At 53.9% G+C, this 20,754-nt stretch carries 20 protein-coding genes; all 20 read left to right on the top strand.

Annotated elements, in window-relative coordinates; translation table 11 throughout:
* Position 1 precedes the first annotated feature (1 nt).
* The 20 genes from F1381_RS12055 (at position 2) to nusA (ending at position 20,731) form a co-directional block, all read left to right on the top strand.
* Entirely contained in the window at positions 2–628 is a 627-nt protein-coding gene (locus F1381_RS12055; RefSeq protein ID WP_151735109.1) for a chemotaxis protein CheC, read from the top strand.
* Positions 621–1,118, top strand: coding sequence for a chemotaxis protein CheD (locus F1381_RS12050; RefSeq protein ID WP_151735108.1), 498 nt, complete (start codon positions 621–623; stop codon positions 1,116–1,118). Before F1381_RS12055 ends, F1381_RS12050 begins: the two co-directional genes overlap by 8 nt.
* Before the next feature lie 2 nt (positions 1,119–1,120).
* A complete protein-coding gene (locus F1381_RS12045; protein WP_246188001.1) occupies positions 1,121–1,534 on the top strand; it encodes a hypothetical protein in 414 nt (137 codons plus the stop codon).
* 105 nt (positions 1,535–1,639) lie between these two features.
* Positions 1,640–2,392: a FliA/WhiG family RNA polymerase sigma factor gene (locus tag F1381_RS12040; protein WP_425495268.1), complete on the top strand. Its 753-nt coding sequence runs from the start codon at positions 1,640–1,642 to the stop codon at positions 2,390–2,392.
* Between the two features lie 29 nt (positions 2,393–2,421).
* On the top strand, positions 2,422–3,825 hold the full coding sequence (locus F1381_RS12035) for a flagellar assembly protein A (protein WP_151735105.1): 1,404 nt from the start codon (positions 2,422–2,424) through the stop codon (positions 3,823–3,825).
* Between the two features lie 82 nt (positions 3,826–3,907).
* A complete protein-coding gene (locus F1381_RS12030) occupies positions 3,908–4,216 on the top strand; it encodes a hypothetical protein (protein ID WP_151735104.1) in 309 nt (102 codons plus the stop codon).
* A 36-nt stretch (positions 4,217–4,252) separates the two neighbouring features.
* On the top strand, positions 4,253–4,810 hold the full coding sequence (locus F1381_RS12025; protein WP_151735103.1) for a DUF6115 domain-containing protein: 558 nt from the start codon (positions 4,253–4,255) through the stop codon (positions 4,808–4,810).
* Entirely contained in the window at positions 4,807–5,433 is a 627-nt protein-coding gene (locus F1381_RS12020) for a hypothetical protein (RefSeq protein ID WP_151735102.1), read from the top strand. The genes F1381_RS12025 and F1381_RS12020 overlap by 4 nt, the downstream gene beginning before the upstream one ends.
* A gap of 209 nt (positions 5,434–5,642) precedes the next feature.
* Positions 5,643–6,344 carry a 30S ribosomal protein S2 gene (gene rpsB, locus F1381_RS12010; protein WP_150267721.1) on the top strand — a complete coding sequence of 234 codons (702 nt, stop codon included), beginning with the start codon at positions 5,643–5,645 and terminating at the stop codon, positions 6,342–6,344.
* A gap of 136 nt (positions 6,345–6,480) precedes the next feature.
* Complete coding sequence (tsf, locus tag F1381_RS12005; protein WP_151735100.1) at positions 6,481–7,131, top strand: translation elongation factor Ts; 651 nt, start codon at positions 6,481–6,483, stop codon at positions 7,129–7,131.
* A 108-nt stretch (positions 7,132–7,239) separates the two neighbouring features.
* A complete protein-coding gene (gene pyrH, locus F1381_RS12000; RefSeq protein ID WP_151735099.1) occupies positions 7,240–7,968 on the top strand; it encodes a UMP kinase in 729 nt (242 codons plus the stop codon).
* Complete coding sequence (frr, locus tag F1381_RS11995) at positions 7,968–8,522, top strand: ribosome recycling factor (RefSeq protein ID WP_151735098.1); 555 nt, start codon at positions 7,968–7,970, stop codon at positions 8,520–8,522. Before pyrH ends, frr begins: the two co-directional genes overlap by 1 nt.
* A gap of 79 nt (positions 8,523–8,601) precedes the next feature.
* A complete protein-coding gene (gene uppS / locus F1381_RS11990; protein WP_151735097.1) occupies positions 8,602–9,369 on the top strand; it encodes an undecaprenyl pyrophosphate synthase in 768 nt (255 codons plus the stop codon).
* A 19-nt stretch (positions 9,370–9,388) separates the two neighbouring features.
* Positions 9,389–10,192, top strand: a complete 804-nt coding sequence (locus F1381_RS11985) for a phosphatidate cytidylyltransferase (protein WP_151735096.1) — start codon at positions 9,389–9,391, stop codon at positions 10,190–10,192.
* Positions 10,193–10,216: 24 nt separating this feature from the next.
* On the top strand, positions 10,217–11,356 hold the full coding sequence (locus F1381_RS11980; RefSeq protein ID WP_151735095.1) for a 1-deoxy-D-xylulose-5-phosphate reductoisomerase: 1,140 nt from the start codon (positions 10,217–10,219) through the stop codon (positions 11,354–11,356).
* A 145-nt stretch (positions 11,357–11,501) separates the two neighbouring features.
* Entirely contained in the window at positions 11,502–12,776 is a 1,275-nt protein-coding gene (gene rseP, locus F1381_RS11975; RefSeq protein ID WP_151735094.1) for an RIP metalloprotease RseP, read from the top strand.
* Positions 12,777–12,885: 109 nt separating this feature from the next.
* Positions 12,886–14,334 carry a proline--tRNA ligase gene (gene proS, locus F1381_RS11970; protein WP_151735093.1) on the top strand — a complete coding sequence of 483 codons (1,449 nt, stop codon included), beginning with the start codon at positions 12,886–12,888 and terminating at the stop codon, positions 14,332–14,334.
* A 168-nt stretch (positions 14,335–14,502) separates the two neighbouring features.
* Positions 14,503–18,831, top strand: coding sequence for a PolC-type DNA polymerase III (locus F1381_RS11965; protein ID WP_151735092.1), 4,329 nt, complete (start codon positions 14,503–14,505; stop codon positions 18,829–18,831).
* Positions 18,832–19,139: 308 nt separating this feature from the next.
* The gene (gene rimP, locus F1381_RS11960) at positions 19,140–19,607 is read left to right on the top strand and encodes a ribosome maturation factor RimP (protein ID WP_151735091.1); all 468 of its coding nucleotides are present in this window, start codon (positions 19,140–19,142) and stop codon (positions 19,605–19,607) included.
* Between the two features lie 26 nt (positions 19,608–19,633).
* Positions 19,634–20,731 carry a transcription termination factor NusA gene (gene nusA, locus F1381_RS11955; protein WP_151735090.1) on the top strand — a complete coding sequence of 366 codons (1,098 nt, stop codon included), beginning with the start codon at positions 19,634–19,636 and terminating at the stop codon, positions 20,729–20,731.
* Positions 20,732–20,754 lie beyond the last annotated feature (23 nt).

Here is a 20,754-nt window from a genome sequence, read left to right as displayed (position 1 = left end):
GATGGAGCTGTTTAAGAACTTCAAGGACTTTAAAATGGATGTGCTTAAGGAGGTCGGCAATATCGGCGCGGGCCATGCGGCCACCGCATTGTCCCAGCTTGTCGGCAAGCCGATCGACATGGCCGTACCGAAAGTTCAGCTGCTCAGCTTTGAAGAAATCACCGAGAAGGTGGGCGGAGCGGAGGAGCTGGTATACGCCGTATTCCTCCGTGTGGAAGGGGAAGCCCCGGGCAATCTGTTCTTCATTCTCACTCCCGAGGCTGCGGTAAGCCTGCTCAACCGGATTGCGGGCATTGAAGTGTCCAGCGCCGGTGAGCTGGGAGAGATGGAGATGTCTGCGCTGAATGAAATCGGCAATATCCTGGCCGGATCGTATCTGTCCTCGCTGGCGGACTTCACCAAGCTGTCGATGTTCCCGACGGTCCCGGCGCTGGCCATGGATATGGCAGGGGCCATTCTGGCTTACGGCCTGCTGCAGTTTGGTCAGATGGGCGATGATGCATTGCTGATTGACACAACGTTTATGGAAGGCCATGATGAAATCGAGGGACAGTTCTTCCTGATTCCCGATCCCGAATCATTCCCGAAAATTTTCAGATCATTAGGAGTTCCGTTTGATAATGATTGAAGAACAGAGCATTATTAAAGTAGGCATGGCCGATCTTAATGTGGGCAGCCAGGAAAGCCTGATCCGCACCACCGGACTTGGCTCCTGTGTAGGATTAACCTTGTTTGACCCGGTCAAGAAGCTGGCGGGCATGGCGCATGTCATGCTGCCTTCATCGGATATTGCCCGGGAAGGACAGCTCAATATCGCCAAATATGCTGATACCGCTGTGCCGGAGCTGCTGAACCGCCTGTTAGCGCTGGGTGCGGTCCGCAGCCGGCTCGTGGCCAAGATGGCCGGCGGCTCGCAAATGTTCGCATTTGCCGGGGGGAATGACACCATGAGGATCGGGCCTCGGAATGTGGAATCCTGCAAGCTTGCGCTGGAGGCACTGCATATCCCGCTGATCGCCGAAGATACGGGCGGCAATTTCGGCCGCACGATCGAAATCGCCTGCGGTACCGGAGTACTGTTCATCCGCAGTGTGCAAAAGGGCATCAGGGAAATCTAATGATGAAAAAAACCATTGTACTCAGCGCCCTTGTCGGAATGATTGGTTTTTTGATTACCTTCCTATCCAATTTCGGACATAATCTGTTAGGAACAAGCCTGATCAGAGGGTTTTACGCATTTGTTATCTGGTTTGTGCTTGCATGCCTTCTAAGATGGGTATTGGGATTTATCATGAAGCCATCCGATAGCGTGGAGCCTGCCGCTCCGGATGCTGATAGTCAAGAGGGGCTCGGCAATCAGCTGGATATCAGTACACCGGGTGAAGATCAGGAACTGATTGACCTGCTGAAGCCTAAACCGGCGGAGGGAGGCGGGAATGCGGAGGGCTTTCAGCCGCTCCAGCCGCCAAAGCTGGTTTCCATGAAAGATCCTGAAGAATTGGCCAAGGCCGTTCGTCACCTGAAAGAAGAATAAGCGGGAAAGCGGCAGCAAGGAGGCGCCGCTTGTGCCCGCCGACTACACTTTGGGAAGGGTGAAAGCCGCTTGAACGATCATAAATCCTCTCCATCGGATACGGACATGCTTTGGGAGCAGTGGAAAGAGCACGGCGATCCCGAAGCCAAAAAGAAGCTGATTGAGAGTTACCTTCATATTGTTGATTACGTATCCAGCCGTCTCGCTGTCGGATTGCCCAAGAATGTCTCCAAAGAAGATTTGGCCAGCAATGGGGTTATGGGACTGATTGACGCCATTGAGAAATTTGATTATAAGCGCGGGCTGCAGTTTCAGACCTATGCTTCCTGGCGTGTGCGCGGGGCGATCCTGGATTCACTTCGCCAGAGCGACTGGGTGCCGCGGTCCGTGCGTGAGAAAGCGAAGAAAATTGAAGACGCTTATCAGCAGCTTGAACAAAAATATTTGCGCTCGGTCACAGATGAAGAAATGAGCCGGCACCTGAATATATCGGAGACGGAGTTCCAGAACATGCTGCAGGATGTCGCAGTCATGTCGCTTTGCTCGCTGGAAGACCCGATCCGGGAAGAAGAATCCGAGACAAGAATGTCCATTCTGGTGGACGACAAAGCAAAGAATCCCGACCGTAAGGTCAATGAATTTTATTTGCGTGAGACGCTCACCAAAGGCATCGAAAAATTAACAGTGAAAGAACGGACCGTCGTGTCCCTTTTATATTATGAGGATTTATCTTTAAGCGAAATCGCCGAGGTGATGTCCTTGTCGCCTTCACGTATTTCGCAGCTTCATTCGAAAGCGATTTTGAGGCTCAGAGGGACGCTTGAAAAAAACCGCGATCTGCTCATGCAAAACGATTAACCGGGCGACGGTGACAAGGGGGAGCAACATTGATCGGCCATTATGCGTTGAATCAATATGTGACGATTACCTTTTCAGAGGATAAGGGGATTGCTTATCTGCAGTTTTCAAAGCGGGATGAGAATTTTTCCTGTACGGTTGAGGATTTGGAAAGCTTCCTGATCAGTCAAGACATTCGTTACGGTATTCAGCATGATATAGTGAGACGGATCAGCACCAATCCAGAGGAATATTTCTTCAGCAGAGTCCCGATTGCCATCGGGGAGCCTGCAGTGAACGGGGTAGACGGCCAGATCAGATTCACGGTGGATTTGGAGGAGGACCGCAAGCCGCTGGAGAAAGCGGACGGCAAAGTGGATTATAAAGAGCTTGTCCGGCTGCACAATGTGCTGAAGGGCCAATTGATCGCCAAGTCCATTCCTCCCCGTCAGGGAAAAAACGGCATGACAGTTACCGGTGAGAAGCTGCCGTTTAAGCCGGGTAAGGCAGCGCGCTTCAAGGTGGGAAAGAACGTGCTCGTCGATACGGACGAAACGGGGCTGTACGCGGCTATTGACGGACTGGTCACCCTGACCGACAAAGGGAAGGTTAACGTGTTTCCGGTGTATGAGGTCAACGGCGACGTGGACTACAGTACGGGGAATATCGATTTTGTCGGAACGGTAGTCATCCGGGGCAATGTCCTTACAGGCTTTACTGTGAAGTCGGCGGGGGATATCCGCGTAGTCGGCGGTGTAGAGGGGGCCGAGCTTATCGCAGGCGGTTCCATCGAGGTGACCGGCGGGATTATCGGTTATAATAAAGGGCTCGTCAGCGCAGGCAAAAATGTGAAGGTCTCCTTTATTCAGGACGGGAATGTCGTGGCGGGGGAAGACGTAATCGTCTCGCAAAGCATCATGCATTCGAGTGTCCGGGCAGGCCGTGATGTGCTGTGCAACGGGACCAAAGGGCTGATTGTCGGCGGAACGGTCCAGGCCGGCGAGCGGGTAGTGGCGCGGACCATCGGCAATACGATGTCTACGGCGACTGCGGTTGAAGTAGGCGTTGTACCGGAGCTGCGCAATGAGATGAATGAGCTGCGCCAGGAGCTGCGTCAGCTGCTGGAGAATGAGGATAAGACCAACAAGGCGCTGTATCTGCTCAACCAGCTTGCCGGAAGCGGCCAGCTGTCGCCGGATAAAGCAGCAATGCGGGTCAAGCTCAATGCTACGAAACAATCGCATCTGCGCGAAGAAAAGCGGATTAAGGAACGTACGCTGGAAATCGAGCGCATGCTGGAGGACAACAGCCGGGCCCGGGTTGAGGTGGTCAAAACCATTTACGGCGGCTCCAAAATTGTCATCGGGCGATATACCCGCTTCGTCAAGGATCCGACGGAGCGGGTCATCTTCTCCTATACTGAAGGCGATATTACCCTTACGCCTTATATTTAACTTTGGCGGGCAGCGGGAAGCGGCCGGCCATTCATTGATTATACGCTGTACATACATTTGGACAAGGAAGAGGGCTCAACTTATGAGTATGAAACCGGTGGAACTGCAAATTGCGTTGCCGCGGACGACCGATGCCGGAAAAGTCCAGAATGAACTGCAGCAGCGTCCAGTGCTGGCCCAGCAGCAAATCTCCGCCGACAATGTCAGACAGTCGGCGGAAGCAGCCCGGCGCAGCGCCGAAGTGGACGAGCCGGCCGATGCCAGGCTGCAGGGCCGGGAAGGCCGAGAACGGCAGGAACCGTCGTCCTCAGCCCATAAAGGCCGCAGGGAGGAGGTTGTCCATGAAGCCGAGCATCCCTATAAAGGACACCGGATCGATCTCAGCCTCTGAACTGGACAAAATTGATCGTTAAGGAGATAAACGCATTTGGAACCATGGGGATATATTGTGCTGGTAGGGGCTGCCGCCATTGTGTACGCGCTGATGCTCCCGGCGCGGCAGCAGGAAAAGTCGGGCGTACAGCAGAGCTTGAAGGATACGGAAGCGGCATTGGAGCTATACATGTCGGATCTTGAGCGTGAACAAGAGAAAATGATTGAGCTGGTTGCCAGCCTTAAGCAGCAGAATCAGCAGGGCAAGAACGCTTTGCTGGAGGAAATCGGCGCACTTAAGGAGCAAGTATCCGAGCTGCGGAATCTGAGCGGACAGCTGGAGTCCCGGTTGGCTGCGAGCGAGCGCGAGGTGCAGGAGCTGGGGACGGCGCAGGCGCGTGCCGAGGCTGCACGGCAGGCGGCCGCACCGGCTGAAGCCATGCACGAACAGTCTAAACCGAAGCCTGTCAGCTCGATCAAGCTGCGCTATCCGAGGCTCTTCGAGCTTTACGAGGAAGGGAAATCGATCGATGCCATCGCCAAGATGGCCGGTCTGCAGCGCGGTGAGGTGCAGCTTATTCTGCAGCTTGCCAAGCAGGAGGAATCGGTATGATGAAGAACCGTTCCTTTCTGTTCGGCCTCGGTGCCGGACTAATTATCGGCGCCCTGCTCCTGCAGCTCATGATCGCAGGCGGAGCGGCTCCAATGACCAAGGAGCAGCTGGTGCGGGAAGCAGCGAAGCTGAATCTGGTCGTGGAGGACCCGGCCACGCCTGGACCAAGCCCGTCTCCGGGTGCAGACGAAGGGAATCAGCCGGAACAGGAAGGCAAGGAGGGAGACCAGGCAGAGGCCTCCGCCGCACCGGCGTCGCCCGTTTCCGAGCCTTCTGCCCCGGAGAAGGCTGCATCTGCATCTCCGCCGGCTGAGCCTTCTGCACCGGCCGTTTCGCCTTCCCGGCAGCCGGTAAGCACTGCTGCCGCTGCCAGCGCTCCGGCATCGCCGTCCACGCCCGAACCGGCAGCAGCGGCGGTTAATGTCCGCATTCCGACCGGAGCAACGCTGTCTGAAACAGCGGATCTTCTTGCCTCGGCGGGAGTAATAACCGATAAGGCCGCTTTTCTGGATGCGGCACTCGCCCGTAAGATTAATAGAATTATTCAATACGGCAGCTACAGCTTCACTAGAGGAGAGAGCAACGACTCGATTATTGACAAGCTGATTACGGTCCGGAAATAAGGTTTTGCCGATTTGCGCTTCCCGCAAGCCGGCAAAACTTTTTTTATGGATTGCATCCCGGATTTGATTGTGGTATAGTAATTGACGGTGTTAAAACACACGCCGGTTGATTTCGACAAGGGGTGCTTTCTTCCGAAGAAAGTCTTGTAGAAAAATGATATCCGGCGGAGGAGACACACAAAAAAACCAAACTTAGGAGGTGTGTGAAGATGGCAGTAATCTCCATGAAACAGCTGCTTGAAGCTGGGGTACACTTCGGTCATCAGACCCGTCGTTGGAATCCGAAAATGGATCGTTATATCTTCACTGAAAGAAACGGAATTTATATTATCGACCTGCAAAAAACGGTTAAGAAAGTTGAAGAAGCTTACAACTTTGTTAAGAGCGTAGCAGGCGAAGGCGGCACAATCTTGTTCGTAGGAACCAAGAAGCAAGCCCAAGACTCTGTGAAAGAAGAAGCCGAACGTTCCGGTATGTTCTTCATCAACCAACGCTGGCTCGGCGGTACCCTGACCAACTTCCAGACCATTCAGAAGCGCGTTGACCGCTTGAAGAAGCTGGAACTGTGGGAAGAAGACGGTACTTTCCAAGTTCTGCCTAAGAAAGAAGTTATCCTTCTCCGCAAAGAGAAAGATCGTCTTGAGAAATTCCTGGGCGGTATCAAGAACATGAAGGGCCTGCCAAGCGCGCTGTTCATCATCGATCCTCGCAAAGAGCGTATCGCTGTTGCCGAAGCCCGCAAGCTGGGTATCCCAATTGTAGCTATCGTTGATACCAACTGCGATCCGGACGAAATCGACTACGTCATTCCGGGCAATGACGACGCGATCCGCGCCGTGAAATTGCTCACTGGTAAAATGGCTGACGCCGTTGTGGAAGCCCACCAGGGTGAAGACACGACTACAGCTTAAGTAGTCTTTCGGACCTTAACAAGAACTTAAATGAAAAGGGTGGTTGGCAGGTGGATAACCTCTCACTGCCCTTTTTTTGGGATTATAGGCCTGTAGCGGGCTAATTATACAACTACATTTTGGAGGGAAAATAACAATGGCAGTAGACGCTAAATCCGTAAAAGAACTTCGTGAAAGAACTGGCGCCGGCATGCTGGACTGCAAGAAAGCGCTGGAAGAAGCCGGCGGCGACATCGCCAAAGCCGCTGACCTGCTTCGTGAGAAAGGCCTTTCCGCAGCAGCTAATAAAGCTGGCCGCGTGGCAACTGAAGGCGTTGTTGAATCTTATATCCATGCCGGCGGACGTATCGGCGTACTGGTTGAAATCAACTGCGAAACAGACTTTGTAGGCAAGACTGATTCCTTCAAGGAATTCGCACGCGACATCGCCATGCAAATCGCTGCAGCCAGCCCGCGTTATGTACGCCGTGAAGAAGTGCCTGCTGAAGAAGTAGAGAAGGAAAAGGAAATTCTTAAAGCGCAAGCGCTGAACGAAGGCAAGCCTGAGAAGATCGTTGAAAAAATGGTTGAAGGCCGCATCGCCAAGTTCTATGAAGAATATTGCCTGATGGAGCAGTCCTTCGTGAAAGACCAGGACAAGACCATTTCCCAATTGCTGAACGAAAAGATCAGCACCATCGGCGAAAACATCTCCATCCGTCGTTTTGTCCGCTATGAACTGGGCGAAGGTCTGGAGAAGAAAGTCGACAACTTTGTAGAAGAAGTTATGGCACAGGTTAAACAGTAATACCCGCTGCGAACGGAAATCGGCAGAATTGAATAAAGGTAAGCATCTTAAGAGCGGAACACAGTCCACATCAGTGTTCCGTCTTTTGTAAGAAAGTGAGGGTATACAATGGAACAGCCGGTATTTAAAAGAGTCGTCCTCAAGGTCAGCGGGGAGTCGCTGGCAGGACAAAACGGATACGGCATTGATGCCGAAACGATTATTTCGATTGCGGAGCAGGTTAAGGAAGTCGTCGAACTCGGCGTTCAAGTGGCTATTGTGTGCGGCGGCGGGAATATCTGGCGCGGCATCGCCGGCAGTGCAAGCGGCATCGACCGGGCAACTGCCGATTACATGGGTATGCTGGCCACCGTCATGAATTCGCTCGCACTGCAGGATGCCCTTGAGCAGATTGATGTGCCTACACGGGTGCAAACTTCGATTTCGATGCAGCAGATCGCCGAGCCGTATATTCGCCGCCGCGCAATCCGTCATCTGGAGAAGGGGCGGGTGGTCATATTTGCCGCCGGAACGGGCAATCCGTTCTTCTCGACGGATACGACAGCAGCGCTCAGAGCCGCTGAGATTGAAGCTGAGGTTATCCTCATGGCCAAGAACAAAGTGGATGGCGTATACTCCGCTGACCCGTTCAAGGACAGCACCGCTGAGAAATACGAGCAGTTGACTTATATGGACGTGCTCAATAAGAATCTTGGTGTCATGGATTCGACGGCTTCTTCCCTATGCATGGACAACAATATACCGCTCATTGTGTTTGCCATTACGGAGCAAGGCAATATCAAACGTGTCGTACTCGGTGAGAGAATCGGGACGATTGTTAAAGGGAGTGTAGATTAATGCCGCAAGCGGTGAAGAAAAATGCCGAAGAACGTATGGAAAAAGCGATCGGCGCGCTGAAGCGCGATCTGGCGACATTACGGGCAGGCCGTGCTTCCTCAGCGCTGCTTGACCGCATTCAGGTTGAATACTACGGAGCGCCTACCCCTGTTAATCAGCTGGCCAATATCAGCACACCGGATTCCCGGACTCTGCTGATCCAGCCTTGGGATAAATCGGCGATGTCCGACATTGAACGGGCGATTATGAAATCCGATCTGGGACTGACGCCTGCTAATGACGGCAGCGTAATCCGTCTGAGCATTCCTCCGCTGACCGAAGAACGCCGCAGTGAGCTGGTGAAGCTGACCAAGAAGTTCGGCGAAGAAGCGAAGGTGGCGATCCGCAACATCCGCCGCGATGCCAACGACGACATCAAAAAGATGGAGAAGAACGGTATTTCCGAGGATGAATCCCGCGGTCATCAGGAGGACATTCAGAAATCAACGGATAAGTTCATAGCCGAAGTCGATAAAGTGCTCTTGGCCAAAGAAAAAGAGATAATGGAAGTATAAGAATTTCAAGAGACTAAGAGGCCCCTCCGTTTATGGTGGGGTTTGTCTCTTTCTTACGAAGAGCTTGGAGGAAACGGAAATGATCAAACGGGTTCAAGCATGGCTGGGCCGTAAAGACGGGCAGCAGCCGGTCGAGATTTCACCGGATAATATCCCCCGGCACGTGGCCATTATTATGGATGGCAACGGAAGATGGGCCAAGAGCCGCGGCCTGCCACGGATTGTCGGACATCAGAACGGCATGAAGGCGGTTAAACGGGCCACGATCGCCGCCAACGATCTTGGCGTGGAGTTCCTGACAATGTATGCTTTTTCCACGGAGAACTGGAAGCGTCCCAAGGATGAGGTCGATTTCCTGATGAAGCTGCCTGTGGAATTTCTGGCCCTTGAGCTGGATGAGCTGATTGAGAAGAATGTCCAGGTTCGCGTGATGGGCGATGCCGACGCTCTGCCCGCCCATACCCGTAAGGCGATGGAGGAAGCGGTTGCCCGGACGCAAGACAACACGGGACTGGTGCTTAACTTCGCACTGAACTATGGCGCGCGCAAAGAAATTGAAGACTGCATGCGCAGCATGGGTGAAGATATCCGGGCCGGAGTGCTGTCACCGGAAGAGATTACATCGGAGCTGATAGACAGCAGGCTGTTATCCGGCGGCTTGCCCGATCCTGATCTGCTGATCCGGACAAGCGGAGAAATGAGACTGAGCAACTTTATGCTTTGGCAGGTCGCTTACAGCGAGCTGTGGTTTACGGACATCTACTGGCCTGAGTTCGACAAGACGCATTTACTGCAGGCGGTGGCGGAATACCAGCGCCGTTCGCGCCGGTACGGCGGATTGAAGTAGCCTGATGGGGGTTTGAATATTGAAGCAGCGATTGATTACCGGTATTTTGGCCGGAGCGTTGTTTTTGGGCATGTGCGTATGGGGCGGCTGGCCGTATCAGCTGCTGCTTGCAGCAATGGCACTTATCGGAACCTATGAATTTATAAAAATGTCCGGGATACCAGCGGCAGGCGGTCTGGCTGCTCTCTGCTATCTCAGTGTACTGGGCTTTATGATTCCCTGGAGCTTGATGGACACATCACCCTGGTTGTCCTGGGATCAGGGAATATGGCTGCTGATGCTGTTATTTCTGCTGGTTACGGTATTCACCAAAAATAAGCGGGACATCAAAATCGTCGCGCTTATTTTCACAGGCATCCTGTATATCGGCACAGGCTTTTCGTATATGGGGGTAGCCCGCGGTGCAGACGACGGCCATGGTCTGCTTTGGACGTTTCTCTTGCTCAGCTGTATTTGGGGCAGCGATGCCGGTGCTTATTTTGTGGGGCGTAGCTTTGGCAAGAATAAACTCTGGCCGGCGATCAGTCCCAACAAAACCATTGAAGGCGCGATGGGCGGAGTGCTCATTGCAATTGTGATTTCTGCTGTTTATGCACTGGCCGCACCGGATGTGCTGACCATGGGAAGAGCTCTCCTGATCGGGGCTTCCTGCGCTGTGCTCGGTCAACTCGGGGATCTGGTGCAGTCTGCTTATAAACGGGTGTACGGCATCAAGGATTCCGGCTCGCTGCTGCCCGGCCATGGAGGCATCCTGGACCGTTGCGACAGCTGGATCATCGTATTTCCTTTCGTACATATCGTAATGCTGATGCCTTACTATTAAACGGCGGGAAGAAGGTCATTTCTGGTGAAAAAAATAAGCATTCTTGGCTCTACCGGGTCCATCGGCACACAAACACTCGACGTTGTGGCCATGCATCCGGAGGCCTTCAGTGTAGACGGCCTTGCGGCCGGCGGAAATACGGATCTGCTGCTGGAGCAGGTCCGGCAATTCAAGCCGAAGCGGGTCTCGGTGGGCAGCAAGGAGCTGGCTGACAGCATCCGCCCAAGCCTGCCTTCCGGCACGGAGCTGTATTACGGAGAAGAGGGACTGGTGGAAATTGCTGCGGGCGGTGATGCGGAAATGATCGTAACCGCGCTCGTGGGCAGTGTTGGCCTGGAATCTACGCTGGCCGCGATAGAAGCCGGCCGCGACATCGGTCTTGCCAACAAGGAGACGCTTGTTACAGCCGGTCATCTGGTGATGGAAGCGGTCCGCTGTAAAGGCGTCAGCCTGCTGCCTGTCGACAGCGAGCATTCAGCCATCTTCCAATGTCTGAACGGGGAGAACCGCGGCGATATCGCCGGCATTACCATAACTGCATCCGGCGGATCTTTTCGCGATTATTCCCGCTCCGAGCTGCTCGATGTAACGGTGGAAGACGCGCTGCGTCATCCCAATTGGAGCATGGGTGCCAAGATTACCATCGACTCGGCGACAATGGTCAACAAAGGTCTGGAGGTTATTGAAGCCCACTGGCTGTTCGGTCTGCCTTATGAACAAATCCAAGTGGTGCTGCATCCGGAAAGCATCATCCATTCGTTTGTGGAGTTCCGGGACAGCAGTATTATCGCCCAACTGGGCACTCCGGATATGCGCGTTCCGATTCAATATGCGCTGACCTATCCGCAGCGTCTGGCATCTCCGGCGAAGCGCCTGTCCCTGGCAGAAGCCGGACGGCTTACTTTCCGGGAAATGGATCTGGTGCGCTACCCGGCGCTGCGGATGGCCATTGAGAGCGGCAAATCCGGCGGTACTACAACAACGGCCTTCAATGCCGCAAATGAGGTTGCTGTAGCGCGCTTCCTGCGCCGGGAAATTCCTTTCCTGCGCATCGAGGAGATCATTGAAGAGGTGCTGCAGCAACATCAGAATATTGCGGGTCCGGACCTGCTGCAGATCAAGGAATGCGATGCCGCCGTCCGTCAGCTTGCGGCCGGGCTGTAAACGCATAGGATGCCTTCGCGGACGGGAAGTGGACTTCACCCTGTAAAAATAGACCGGGACGAGTGATTCTCTTGTGAAGGACCTTGGAATAATGATAAATTAAGAGGACATACTTCGGTCTTAACCAAAAGGGGGAATGTTACGCATGGAAATGGTAAGAGTCGTCTTTTTGACGGTGCTTATGTTCTTTGTTCTGGTGACGGTGCATGAATGGGGACATTATTTTTTCGCCAAACGCGCCGGCATCCTTGTACGGGAATTTGCCATCGGTTTCGGTCCGAAACTGTTTTCCTATAAACGCAATGAAACCCAGTTTACGCTTCGCCTGCTGCCCTTTGGCGGCTACGCACGTATGGCGGGAGAAGATCCCGAAATTATTGAGATTGGTCCGGGACAGACCATTGCGGTTAGACTGGGCCAGGACAACAAGATCAAGAACATCTATCTCGATATGCTCGATACCCGCCGGAATGTCATTCGCGGGGAAGCACAGTATACCGATCTGGAGAATGATCTGAAGATCAGGCTTGATGTGGACGGAGAGGTTATCACCTACGATGTTCACCCGCAGGCCATGATGATTAAGGGGAATCAGCAGACACAGATTGCCCCTAAAGACCGCCAATTCGGCAGCAAGACGGTCGGTCAGCGCGCATTGGCAATCGTGGCCGGTCCGGTCATGAATTTCCTGCTCGCCTTTGTGCTGTTTGCGCTTCATTTGCAGATGGCCGGTATTGCCATCGAGAATCCGACCTATGTGAAGATCGGGGATGTCAGTGCCGGAATGCCTGCGGAGGAAGCCGGTCTTAAGTCCGGGGATATCGTAATGTCCATCAACGGGGAAGCGATCGGGGGAGATTATGAGAAGATGATCTCCATGACCTCTGTCTCCAAAGGCAAACCGATGGATTGGGTGCTCAAGCGCGGCGACGAGACAATCAACGTCACGATGACCCCGCGCAGTATGGAAGGGGAAGAAGGAGGCAAGGTGGGGATTACGACCGAGCTGCCGACCCGCAAGGCCGGCTTTGCAGAAACCATCACCTTGTCCGGAACAGCGATGGTCGAAACGACCGAGCTGATCTTCACCGGCTTCAAGCAGTTGATCAACAACTTTAACATGGATGACATTTCCGGACCTGTAGGCACAGCCAAGATGACCGGCCAGATCGCCCAGCAGGGGATTGAATATCTGACCTATTGGGCAGCTATACTCAGTCTGTACCTTGGCATCTTTAACCTGCTGCCTATTCCGGCGCTGGACGGAAGCCGGCTCGTGTTCCTCGGTGTCGAGGCTCTGCGCGGCAAGCCGGTCGATCCGGGACATGAAGGCATGGTGCACTTTGTGGGCTTTGCGCTGCTGTTCCTGGTGATGATCGCCGTAACCTACAATGATATTCTGCGGCTGATTTCCGGTTAAGCGCAGCAACCGCCTCACTTTGCGGGGAGGGTCGGGGTCTCCGCAAAGTACTTGAATAAACTACGAAGCAACTGCCTCACTTTGTGGGGCTGTTTGGGAGGATTCGCCAATGGCAAAAGACAAGCAATTCGTGACCGAGATCACGCCGCAAAGCGAGGATTTCTCACGCTGGTATATTGATGTAATCAAAAAAGGGGATCTGATGGATTATTCCCCGGTCCGCGGCTGTATCGTGTTCAAGCCGGAAGGCTACGAGATCTGGGAGCATATTCAGGAGGAAATGAACCGCCGCCTGAAGGCGACCGGCCACCGTAATGCTTACTTCCCGGTGTTTATTCCGGAGAGCTTTTTCCAGAAGGAAAAAGAGCATGTAGAAGGCTTTAACCCTGAACTCCCATGGGTAACGGAAGCCGGCGGCGACGTTCTGGAAGAGCGTCTGGCCGTCCGTCCGACTTCGGAGACGATGTTTGGCCATATGTACTCGAAATGGATTCAATCCTACCGCGATCTGCCTGTGCTGATTAACCAGTGGGCTAATGTGGTCCGCTGGGAGAAACGGACGCTTCCATTTATCCGCACAACGGAATTCCTCTGGCAGGAAGGCCATACGGCGCATGAGACCGAAGAAGAGGCGCGCGAAGAAACAATGCGGATGCTGGAGAACTACCGTGATTTCGTTGAGAGCTATCTCGCGATCCCGGTCATCACCGGGCAGAAGACACCTTCCGAACGGTTTGCCGGTGCAGTGGATACTTATTCCATTGAAGCAATGATGAAGGATGGACGGGCTGTCCAGGCGGCGACCTCGCATTATCTCGGCACCAAGTTTGCTGTCGCTTTTGACATCCAGTATTTGAGCCGGGAAAATGTGCTGGAGTACGTGCACACCACCTCCTGGGGCTCCACGACACGCCTGATTGGCTCGCTGATCATGGTGCATGGAGATGACCGCGGACTGGCACTGCCGCCGAAGGTGGCCCCAACCCAGGTTATCATGATTCCAATTGGTCCGCCGAAGACCCGTGATGCCGTCATTGCCCGTACCGATGAACTTTTCAAGCAGTTGAAAGACGCCGGCGTGCGCGTACGCGTCGACGACCGTGCCGATGTAACGCCGGGCTGGAAGTTCAACGAATATGAAATGCGCGGCGTGCCTATCCGTCTGGAGCTGGGCCCGCGTGACATGGAGAACGGCGTATGCGTACTCGTCTCCCGCATTTCCGGCGAGAAGAAGGTCATCCAGCAGGAGAACCTGGTCGAAGAGGTCCAGGCGATGCTGGAGCAGGTCCACAATGAAATGTTCGAGCGTGCGCTGAAATTCCGTGAGGAGCACTTCTATTCCGTGGACACGCTGGAAGAGATGAAGAGCCTGATGGAAGAGAAACGCGGTTTCGCCCTGGCCGGCTGGTGCGGCTCCGAGGAGTGCGAGTCCGGCATCAAGGAAGAAACGGGTGCGGGCAGCCGCAACATCCCGTTTGAACCGGCTGAGACCAAAGACACCTGTATTTGCTGCGGCAAGCCTGCTGCTCATACCGTAGTATTTGCCAAGGCGTATTAATCCGCCTGACTATATCTGCTGTATCCATTTCAGCTTCTGGCGAGTAAAGTCGGCGGGCCTTAACAACCCGGGCGTTTTGCTTACCGGAAGCTTTTTCTCATGGCACTCTGGGTTCTATCATGTTAAAATTTTATAGATTGATCTATGCGCAAGTAAGGTGGGGGAGGCATGGAACAGAACTTGGAGAGAAGAAAACGATTTGAACTGCTGATGAAGCAGGCGGAGATTCCGCCGGCGGTTATCGATCCCTACTTTTTGGATGGTGTGATTGAAAGAGTTGAGATCAGCCGCGGCAACCGCGATTGGCATATTGTCATTGCCAAAGAAAGTCTGGTTCCGGCTCAGATGTACCGGACCTTTTGTCTGAAAGTACGCGAGAAGCTGCAACACATCGCCAAAGTCAGCTTCTTGTTTCAATATGATGGGAAGATCAGCCGCGCGGATATCGTGTATGAATATTGGGGCCTGTTCCTGGAGTGGGTGCAGCGGGAAATTCCTTCGGTCAACGGCTGGCTGACCCGGTCCGGCCAGGAATTGCAGGGCGAGACGCTGGTGCTTAGCCTGAGCGATTCAATGGCCTTGGAGCTTGCCCGCAAGAAAGGCATCGAAGGCGCGGTTACGGCATTTTATAACAGGTTCTTCGCCTTGCCGCTCAAGGTCAAGCTGCAAATCGCCGACAACGAGAGCAGTAAAGCGGAGGCTTATGAAGAGTTCCAGCAGAAGCTGCAGCAGGAGCAGCGTGAACTGGTTGAACTGATGATGCTGGCCAGCGAGCCGGAGGAGCCTGCGGAGGAAGTTGACCCGAACGAGGTCATTAAATTGCAGGTCGGTTACGATATCAAAGAGCCGCCGGTGCCGATTGTGCAAATTCAGGACGAAGAGAAGAAAATTACGGTTCAGGGTACCATTTTCGGACTGGAGAGCAAGGAGCTGCGCAACGGCAATACGCTGTTCACCTACTATATCACCGACTTTACAGACTCGCTGCAGATGAAGATGTTTGCCAAGACCAAAGAAGACTTGAAAATTATGGGCCAGCTCGCCAACGGCAAGTGGGTCAAGGTTCGCGGCAAAGTGGAATACGACCGGTTCATGCAGATTCCGGAGCTGGTGATGATCCCTTCGGATCTCAGCGAGGTTACCGCACCGCCGGCACGCAAAGATAACGCCAAACAGAAACGGGTAGAATTCCACCTGCATACGACAATGAGCACAATGGATGCGGTCACGCCGATCGATGCTTATGTCAAAACGGCGGCCAAATGGGGCCACCCGGCGATAGCTGTAACTGACCACGGCGTGGTGCAGAGCTTTCCGGAAGCGAATCATGCCGCGCACAAGAACAAGATCAAGATGCTGTACGGCGTCGAAGCGAACATCGTCAACGATTCCGTCAGTGTCGTGGAGAATGCGCAGCCGATTGATCTGAAGACGGCCACATTCGTTGTCTTTGACATCGAGACCACCGGCCTGTCCATTACCCGCAACAACATTACGGAGCTGGCTGCGGTTAAATACCGCGAGGGCTCCGAGCTGGAGCGGTATACAACCTTTGTCAATCCGCATGAAAAAATACCGTACCACATTCAGCAGCTGACCAATATTACCGACGAGATGGTCAAGGACGCTCCGGATCTGGAGCCGGTGCTGAAGCGCTTTGTGGAATTTATCGGGGACAGTATCCTGGTGGCGCATAACGCCAATTTCGATATGGGCTTTATCCAGGCGATGCTGGTGAAGCACGGCATGCCTACATTGCCCAATCCGGCACTCGATACACTTGAGCTGGCACGCCTCTTGTTTCCTTCCATGAAGAACCACAGGCTGAATACGCTGGCCGATAAATATAAAGTGCTGCTGGAGAGCCATCACCGTGCAGTAGACGATACCGTGGCGCTCGGCGGCATTCTGACCGGCCTTCTGTCCGACGCCGAGAAGCTGAAGGGCATCACCCGGCTGGATCAGATGAACGACTATGCCGGCAATGACCTGTCGAATGTCCGCCCGTTCCACTGCGGTGTGTACGCCCTCAATGAAGTGGGCAAGAAGAATCTGTACAAGCTGATTTCCATGTCGCATACAGAGTTTTTCAAAAAGGTTCCCTGTATTCCGAAATCGAAGCTGGAGCAGCACCGGGAAGGCCTGCTGGTCATTTCGGGCTGCGAGCGCGGCGAATTCTTTGAAGCCGTCCTCAACAAAACGGTGGAAGAAGCCATTGAAGTAGCTGAATTCTACGATGTGCTGGAGATCCAGCCACTGACAATGTATATGCATCTTGTGGATAAGGGCTTCGTGGCAACAGCGGAAGATCTGCGGGATGTTGTACGCAAAATATGTGAGATTGGCGAACGGATGAACAAGCCGGTCATTGCCACAGGGAATGTGCATTATCTGGAGCCCCGCGACAAGATGTTCCGCGACATTACCATTCACGGAATTACGGGCTTCAGCCCGCTGAAGGACCAGCGCAAGCCGGATGCCCATTTCCGGACGACGGATGAGATGCTGGAGGAATTTGGATTCCTCGGCGCGGACAAAGCGATGGAAGTCGTAGTGACCAACACCGTAGCGCTAGCCGAACGGTTCGAGGACTATGAGCTGTTCCCGAGCAAGCTCTTTACCCCGAATCTGGAAGGGGCCGACGAAGAGATCCGCCAGACCTGCTACGATACGGCTAAATCCATTTACGGCGAGGAATTGCCGGAGGTGGTAGTAGCCCGTCTGGAGAAGGAGCTGGCGCCGATTATCAAATACGGCTTCTCCGCCAACTACCTGATTTCCGAACGCCTGGTCAAAAAATCGAACCGCGACGGCTATCTGGTCGGTTCCCGTGGTTCCGTCGGTTCATCTGTCGTGGCGACTTTCCTCGGCATTTCCGAGGTCAACCCGCTCCCGGCCCATTACATCTGCCGCAATCCGGAATGCAAACACAGTGAATGGTTCCTGGACGGCAGCGTGCCGAGCGGATTCGACCTGCCGGACAAGAATTGTCCGGATTGCGGCGGCAAGCTGAAGGGGGAAGGACAGGATATTCCGTTCGAGACCTTCCTGGGCTTTAAGGGCGATAAGGTTCCCGATATCGATCTTAACTTCTCCGGGGAATATCAGCCGCAGGCCCACAATTTCACCAAAACCATGTTTGGTGAAGACAATGTATACCGTGCGGGAACTATAGGTACGGTAGCCGAGAAGACGGCCTTCGGCTTCGCCAAGAAATATGAGGAGCACCACCAGAAGCATTGGCGCGGTGCCGAGCTGAACCGCCTGGCTGCCGGCTGTACCGGGGTTAAGCGCAGTACCGGCCAGCATCCGGGCGGTATCGTGGTCGTTCCGGATTATATTGAGGTGGAAGATATCACCCCGGTACAATATCCGGCTGACGATGTGAACGCCGAGTGGAAGACGACGCATTTTGACTATCACGCCTTCGATGCGAACCTGCTCAAGCTCGATATTCTGGGACACGACGATCCGACCATGATGCGGATGCTGCAGGATTTGACGGGCGTCGACCCGACAACCATCCCGATGAATGATCCCAAGGTGATGAGCATGTTCAACTCGACCGAGGCGCTGGGAGTGAGACCTGAGCAGATTCGTACACCTGTTGCCACCTACGGGGTTCCCGAGATGGGGACGAAGTTCGTCCGGCAGATGCTGATCGAATCGAAGCCGTCGAGCTTTGCCGACCTGCTGCAGATTTCCGGCCTGTCGCACGGAACGGGCGTCTGGCTCGGGAATGCGCAGGAGCTGATCAAGAATAATACATGCAACATTAAGACAGTTATCGGCTGTCGTGACGATATTATGCTTTATCTGATTTATAAAGCGGGTATGGATGCGGGTCTCGCGTTTAAAATTACAGAGAGCGTGCGTAAGGGCAAGGGTCTCAGTGACGAATGGATTGAAGAGATGAAGAAGTGCAAGGTGCCGCAGTGGTACATTGACTCCTGCCTCAAAATCCAGTACATGTTCCCGAAGGCGCATGCGGCGGCCTATGTCATCTCCGCGGTGCGTACCGCTTACTTCAAGCTGTATCATCCGATTGAGTTTTATGCGACTTACTTCTCGGTCCGTGCGGCTGATTTCGACATCGAATTGTGCTGCCAGGGCTATGACGCCATTTTCCGCCAGATTGTCGAAATCGAGGGTAAGGGCTTCTCGGCCCAGCCGAAGGAGAAGGCGCTGCTGCCGATTCTCGAGATGGCACTGGAAATGACGGCGCGCGGTTTCACGTTCAAGAACATCGATCTGTACCGCTCGCAGGCGACGCGCTTTACTGTGGATGGCACCAGCCTGATTCCGCCGTTCTCGGCACTGGCCGGTATCGGTGAGAATGCGGCGATTAATATCGCCGCCGCCAAGGACGCCGGAGAATTCCTGTCCATTGAGGACTTCCAGCAGAAATCCAAGGCAAGTAAGACCATTATCGAGCTGCTGACAGGCATGGGCTGCTTCCGCGGCTTGCCGGAGAGCAATCAGCTATCGCTATTCTGACCCCACAAGGTGAAGTGTAGCTTCGAAGGCTATTCAGGTACTTTGCGGGGACCCCGGAATGCATGGCCACAAAGTGGAGCGATCTCTCCGGAGCTTGCTCAGGTACTTTGCGGGGATTCAAGTGGCTGGTGATGCGCCGTAATGGGGTGTTAATCGCCTTCGTCAAGGGCCGGCACTTGTCAGTCCGGGAGCACTATGGTATAATTTTTTTGGTAATAATGAGATAAGTCCGTTGTGTAAAGAGTGGGGAAACCCACTCTTTATCTTTGGTATATAGCAAAAGACAAGTTCGTGGAGGTAATTTTCTTTTGAGCACACCCAAATCCAAAATTAAACAAACGGTAGAGCAAATGCTCGGCTCCTATCTCGAGGAGAATGGTTTTGAACTGGTTGACGTGGAGTACGTTAAGGAAGGCTCGAGCTGGTTCCTGCGCATATTCGTGGACAAGGAAGGCGGCATTGACATCGATGACTGCGGCGCCATCAGCGAATATCTCAGCGCGCGGCTGGATGAGAATGATCCGATTCCGGAGGCCTATTTCCTTGAAGTATCCTCGCCCGGCGCGGAGCGTCCGCTGAAGAAGGCTGCCGATGTCGCCAAGGCGGTGGGCAAGGACGTATATGTGACAACCTATGAGCCTGTTTCCGGCCTGAAGGAATTCGAGGGCCGTTTGCTTTCGTTCGAGAATGAGGAACTGCTCATCTCCGCGGGCAAAAAAGAACATGTGGTGCCGTATGCCAAAGTCGCCAGCGCGAGATTGGCCATTATTTTTTGATGTCTTGAAAGGGGGACCGGAATTTCATGAGTATGGATTTTATTGAAGCTATGAATGAACTGGAAAGGGAGAAGGGCATCAGCAAGGATGTGCTGTTTGAAGCCATCGAAGCTGCGCTGATCTCCAGCTATAAACGTAATTTTAATGCGGCGCAGAACGTGCGCGTCGATATGAACCGCAATACCGGCGTCATCAAGGTGTTCGCCCGTAAGCTGATCGTCGAAGAGGTGCTGGATTCCCGTACCGAAATTTCGCTGACGGCGGCCAGAGAGATTAACCCGCATTTCCAGTTGGAGGATGTGGCCGAGCTTGAGGTTACGCCGCGCGACTTCGGGCGGATTGCCGCCCAGACCGCCAAGCAGGTGGTGACCCAGCGTATCCGCGAAGCGGAACGCGGACTCATCTATAACGCTTTTATCGACAAGGAAGAAGATATCGTAACTGGCCTTGTCCAGCGCCAGGATCTGCGCAACATCTATGTGGATCTCGGCAAGATCGAGGCCGTTCTGCCGCTCACGGAGCTAATGCCCGGCGAGAAGTTCAAACAGGCTGAACGGATCAAAGCGTATATTACCAAGGTGGAGAACACAACCAAAGGCCCGCAGATCTTGCTGTCCCGCAGCCATCCGGGTCTGCTCAAGCGGTTGTTTGAGCTGGAGGTTCCGGAAATTTTCGACGGAGTGGTGGAGATCCGCTCGGTTGCCCGTGAAGCCGGGTTCCGTTCCAAGATCGCTGTATACTCCCGTAATCCCGAAGTGGATCCGGTAGGTTCCTGCGTCGGTCCGAGAGGAACACGGGTACAGACTATTGTTACTGAACTGCGCGGCGAGAAGATTGATATCGTCCGTTATTCGGAGTCGGTGGAAGAGTATGTGGCGAACGCGCTCAGCCCGTCCAAGGTGCTGGAGGTACAGGTGTTTGAAGCTGAGAAGATGGCCCGGGTTATTGTGCCTGACTATCAGTTGTCGCTCGCCATTGGCATCAAGGGTCAGAACGCCCGTCTTGCCGCCAAGCTGACCGGCTGGAAGATCGACATTAAGAGCGAGACCCAGGCCGAGCAGGAGTTCGGCAGACCGATCTCTTCCAATGATGAAATGCATCAGGATTCCGTCTCCATCGACTAATTTGAGGATTATGGACGGGAGGC

The sequence above is a fragment of the Paenibacillus tengchongensis genome, from assembly GCF_008973665.1.
Lineage (GTDB): Bacteria > Bacillota > Bacilli > Paenibacillales > Paenibacillaceae > Paenibacillus_AQ > Paenibacillus_AQ tengchongensis.
This window is presented reverse-complemented; position numbering and strand designations above follow the sequence as displayed.

Bases quoted from the DNA above. Each gene is read 5' to 3' on its own strand.
- pyrH (WP_151735099.1), top strand. From the start codon at position 7,240: ATGGAACAGCCGGTATTTAAAAGAGTCGTCCTCAAGGTCAGCGGGGAG.
- nusA (WP_151735090.1), top strand. From the start codon at position 19,634: ATGAGTATGGATTTTATTGAAGCTATGAATGAACTGGAAAGGGAGAAG.
- F1381_RS12045 (WP_246188001.1), top strand. From the start codon at position 1,121: ATGAAAAAAACCATTGTACTCAGCGCCCTTGTCGGAATGATTGGTTTT.
- frr (WP_151735098.1), top strand. From the start codon at position 7,968: ATGCCGCAAGCGGTGAAGAAAAATGCCGAAGAACGTATGGAAAAAGCG.
- proS (WP_151735093.1), top strand. From the start codon at position 12,886: ATGGCAAAAGACAAGCAATTCGTGACCGAGATCACGCCGCAAAGCGAG.
- F1381_RS12050 (WP_151735108.1), top strand. From the start codon at position 621: ATGATTGAAGAACAGAGCATTATTAAAGTAGGCATGGCCGATCTTAAT.
- uppS (WP_151735097.1), top strand. From the start codon at position 8,602: ATGATCAAACGGGTTCAAGCATGGCTGGGCCGTAAAGACGGGCAGCAG.
- F1381_RS12040 (WP_425495268.1), top strand. From the start codon at position 1,640: ATGCTTTGGGAGCAGTGGAAAGAGCACGGCGATCCCGAAGCCAAAAAG.
- rpsB (WP_150267721.1), top strand. From the start codon at position 5,643: ATGGCAGTAATCTCCATGAAACAGCTGCTTGAAGCTGGGGTACACTTC.
- F1381_RS12030 (WP_151735104.1), top strand. From the start codon at position 3,908: ATGAGTATGAAACCGGTGGAACTGCAAATTGCGTTGCCGCGGACGACC.
- F1381_RS12020 (WP_151735102.1), top strand. From the start codon at position 4,807: ATGATGAAGAACCGTTCCTTTCTGTTCGGCCTCGGTGCCGGACTAATT.
- F1381_RS11965 (WP_151735092.1), top strand. From the start codon at position 14,503: ATGGAACAGAACTTGGAGAGAAGAAAACGATTTGAACTGCTGATGAAG.
- rseP (WP_151735094.1), top strand. From the start codon at position 11,502: ATGGAAATGGTAAGAGTCGTCTTTTTGACGGTGCTTATGTTCTTTGTT.
- F1381_RS12055 (WP_151735109.1), top strand. From the start codon at position 2: ATGGAGCTGTTTAAGAACTTCAAGGACTTTAAAATGGATGTGCTTAAG.
- tsf (WP_151735100.1), top strand. From the start codon at position 6,481: ATGGCAGTAGACGCTAAATCCGTAAAAGAACTTCGTGAAAGAACTGGC.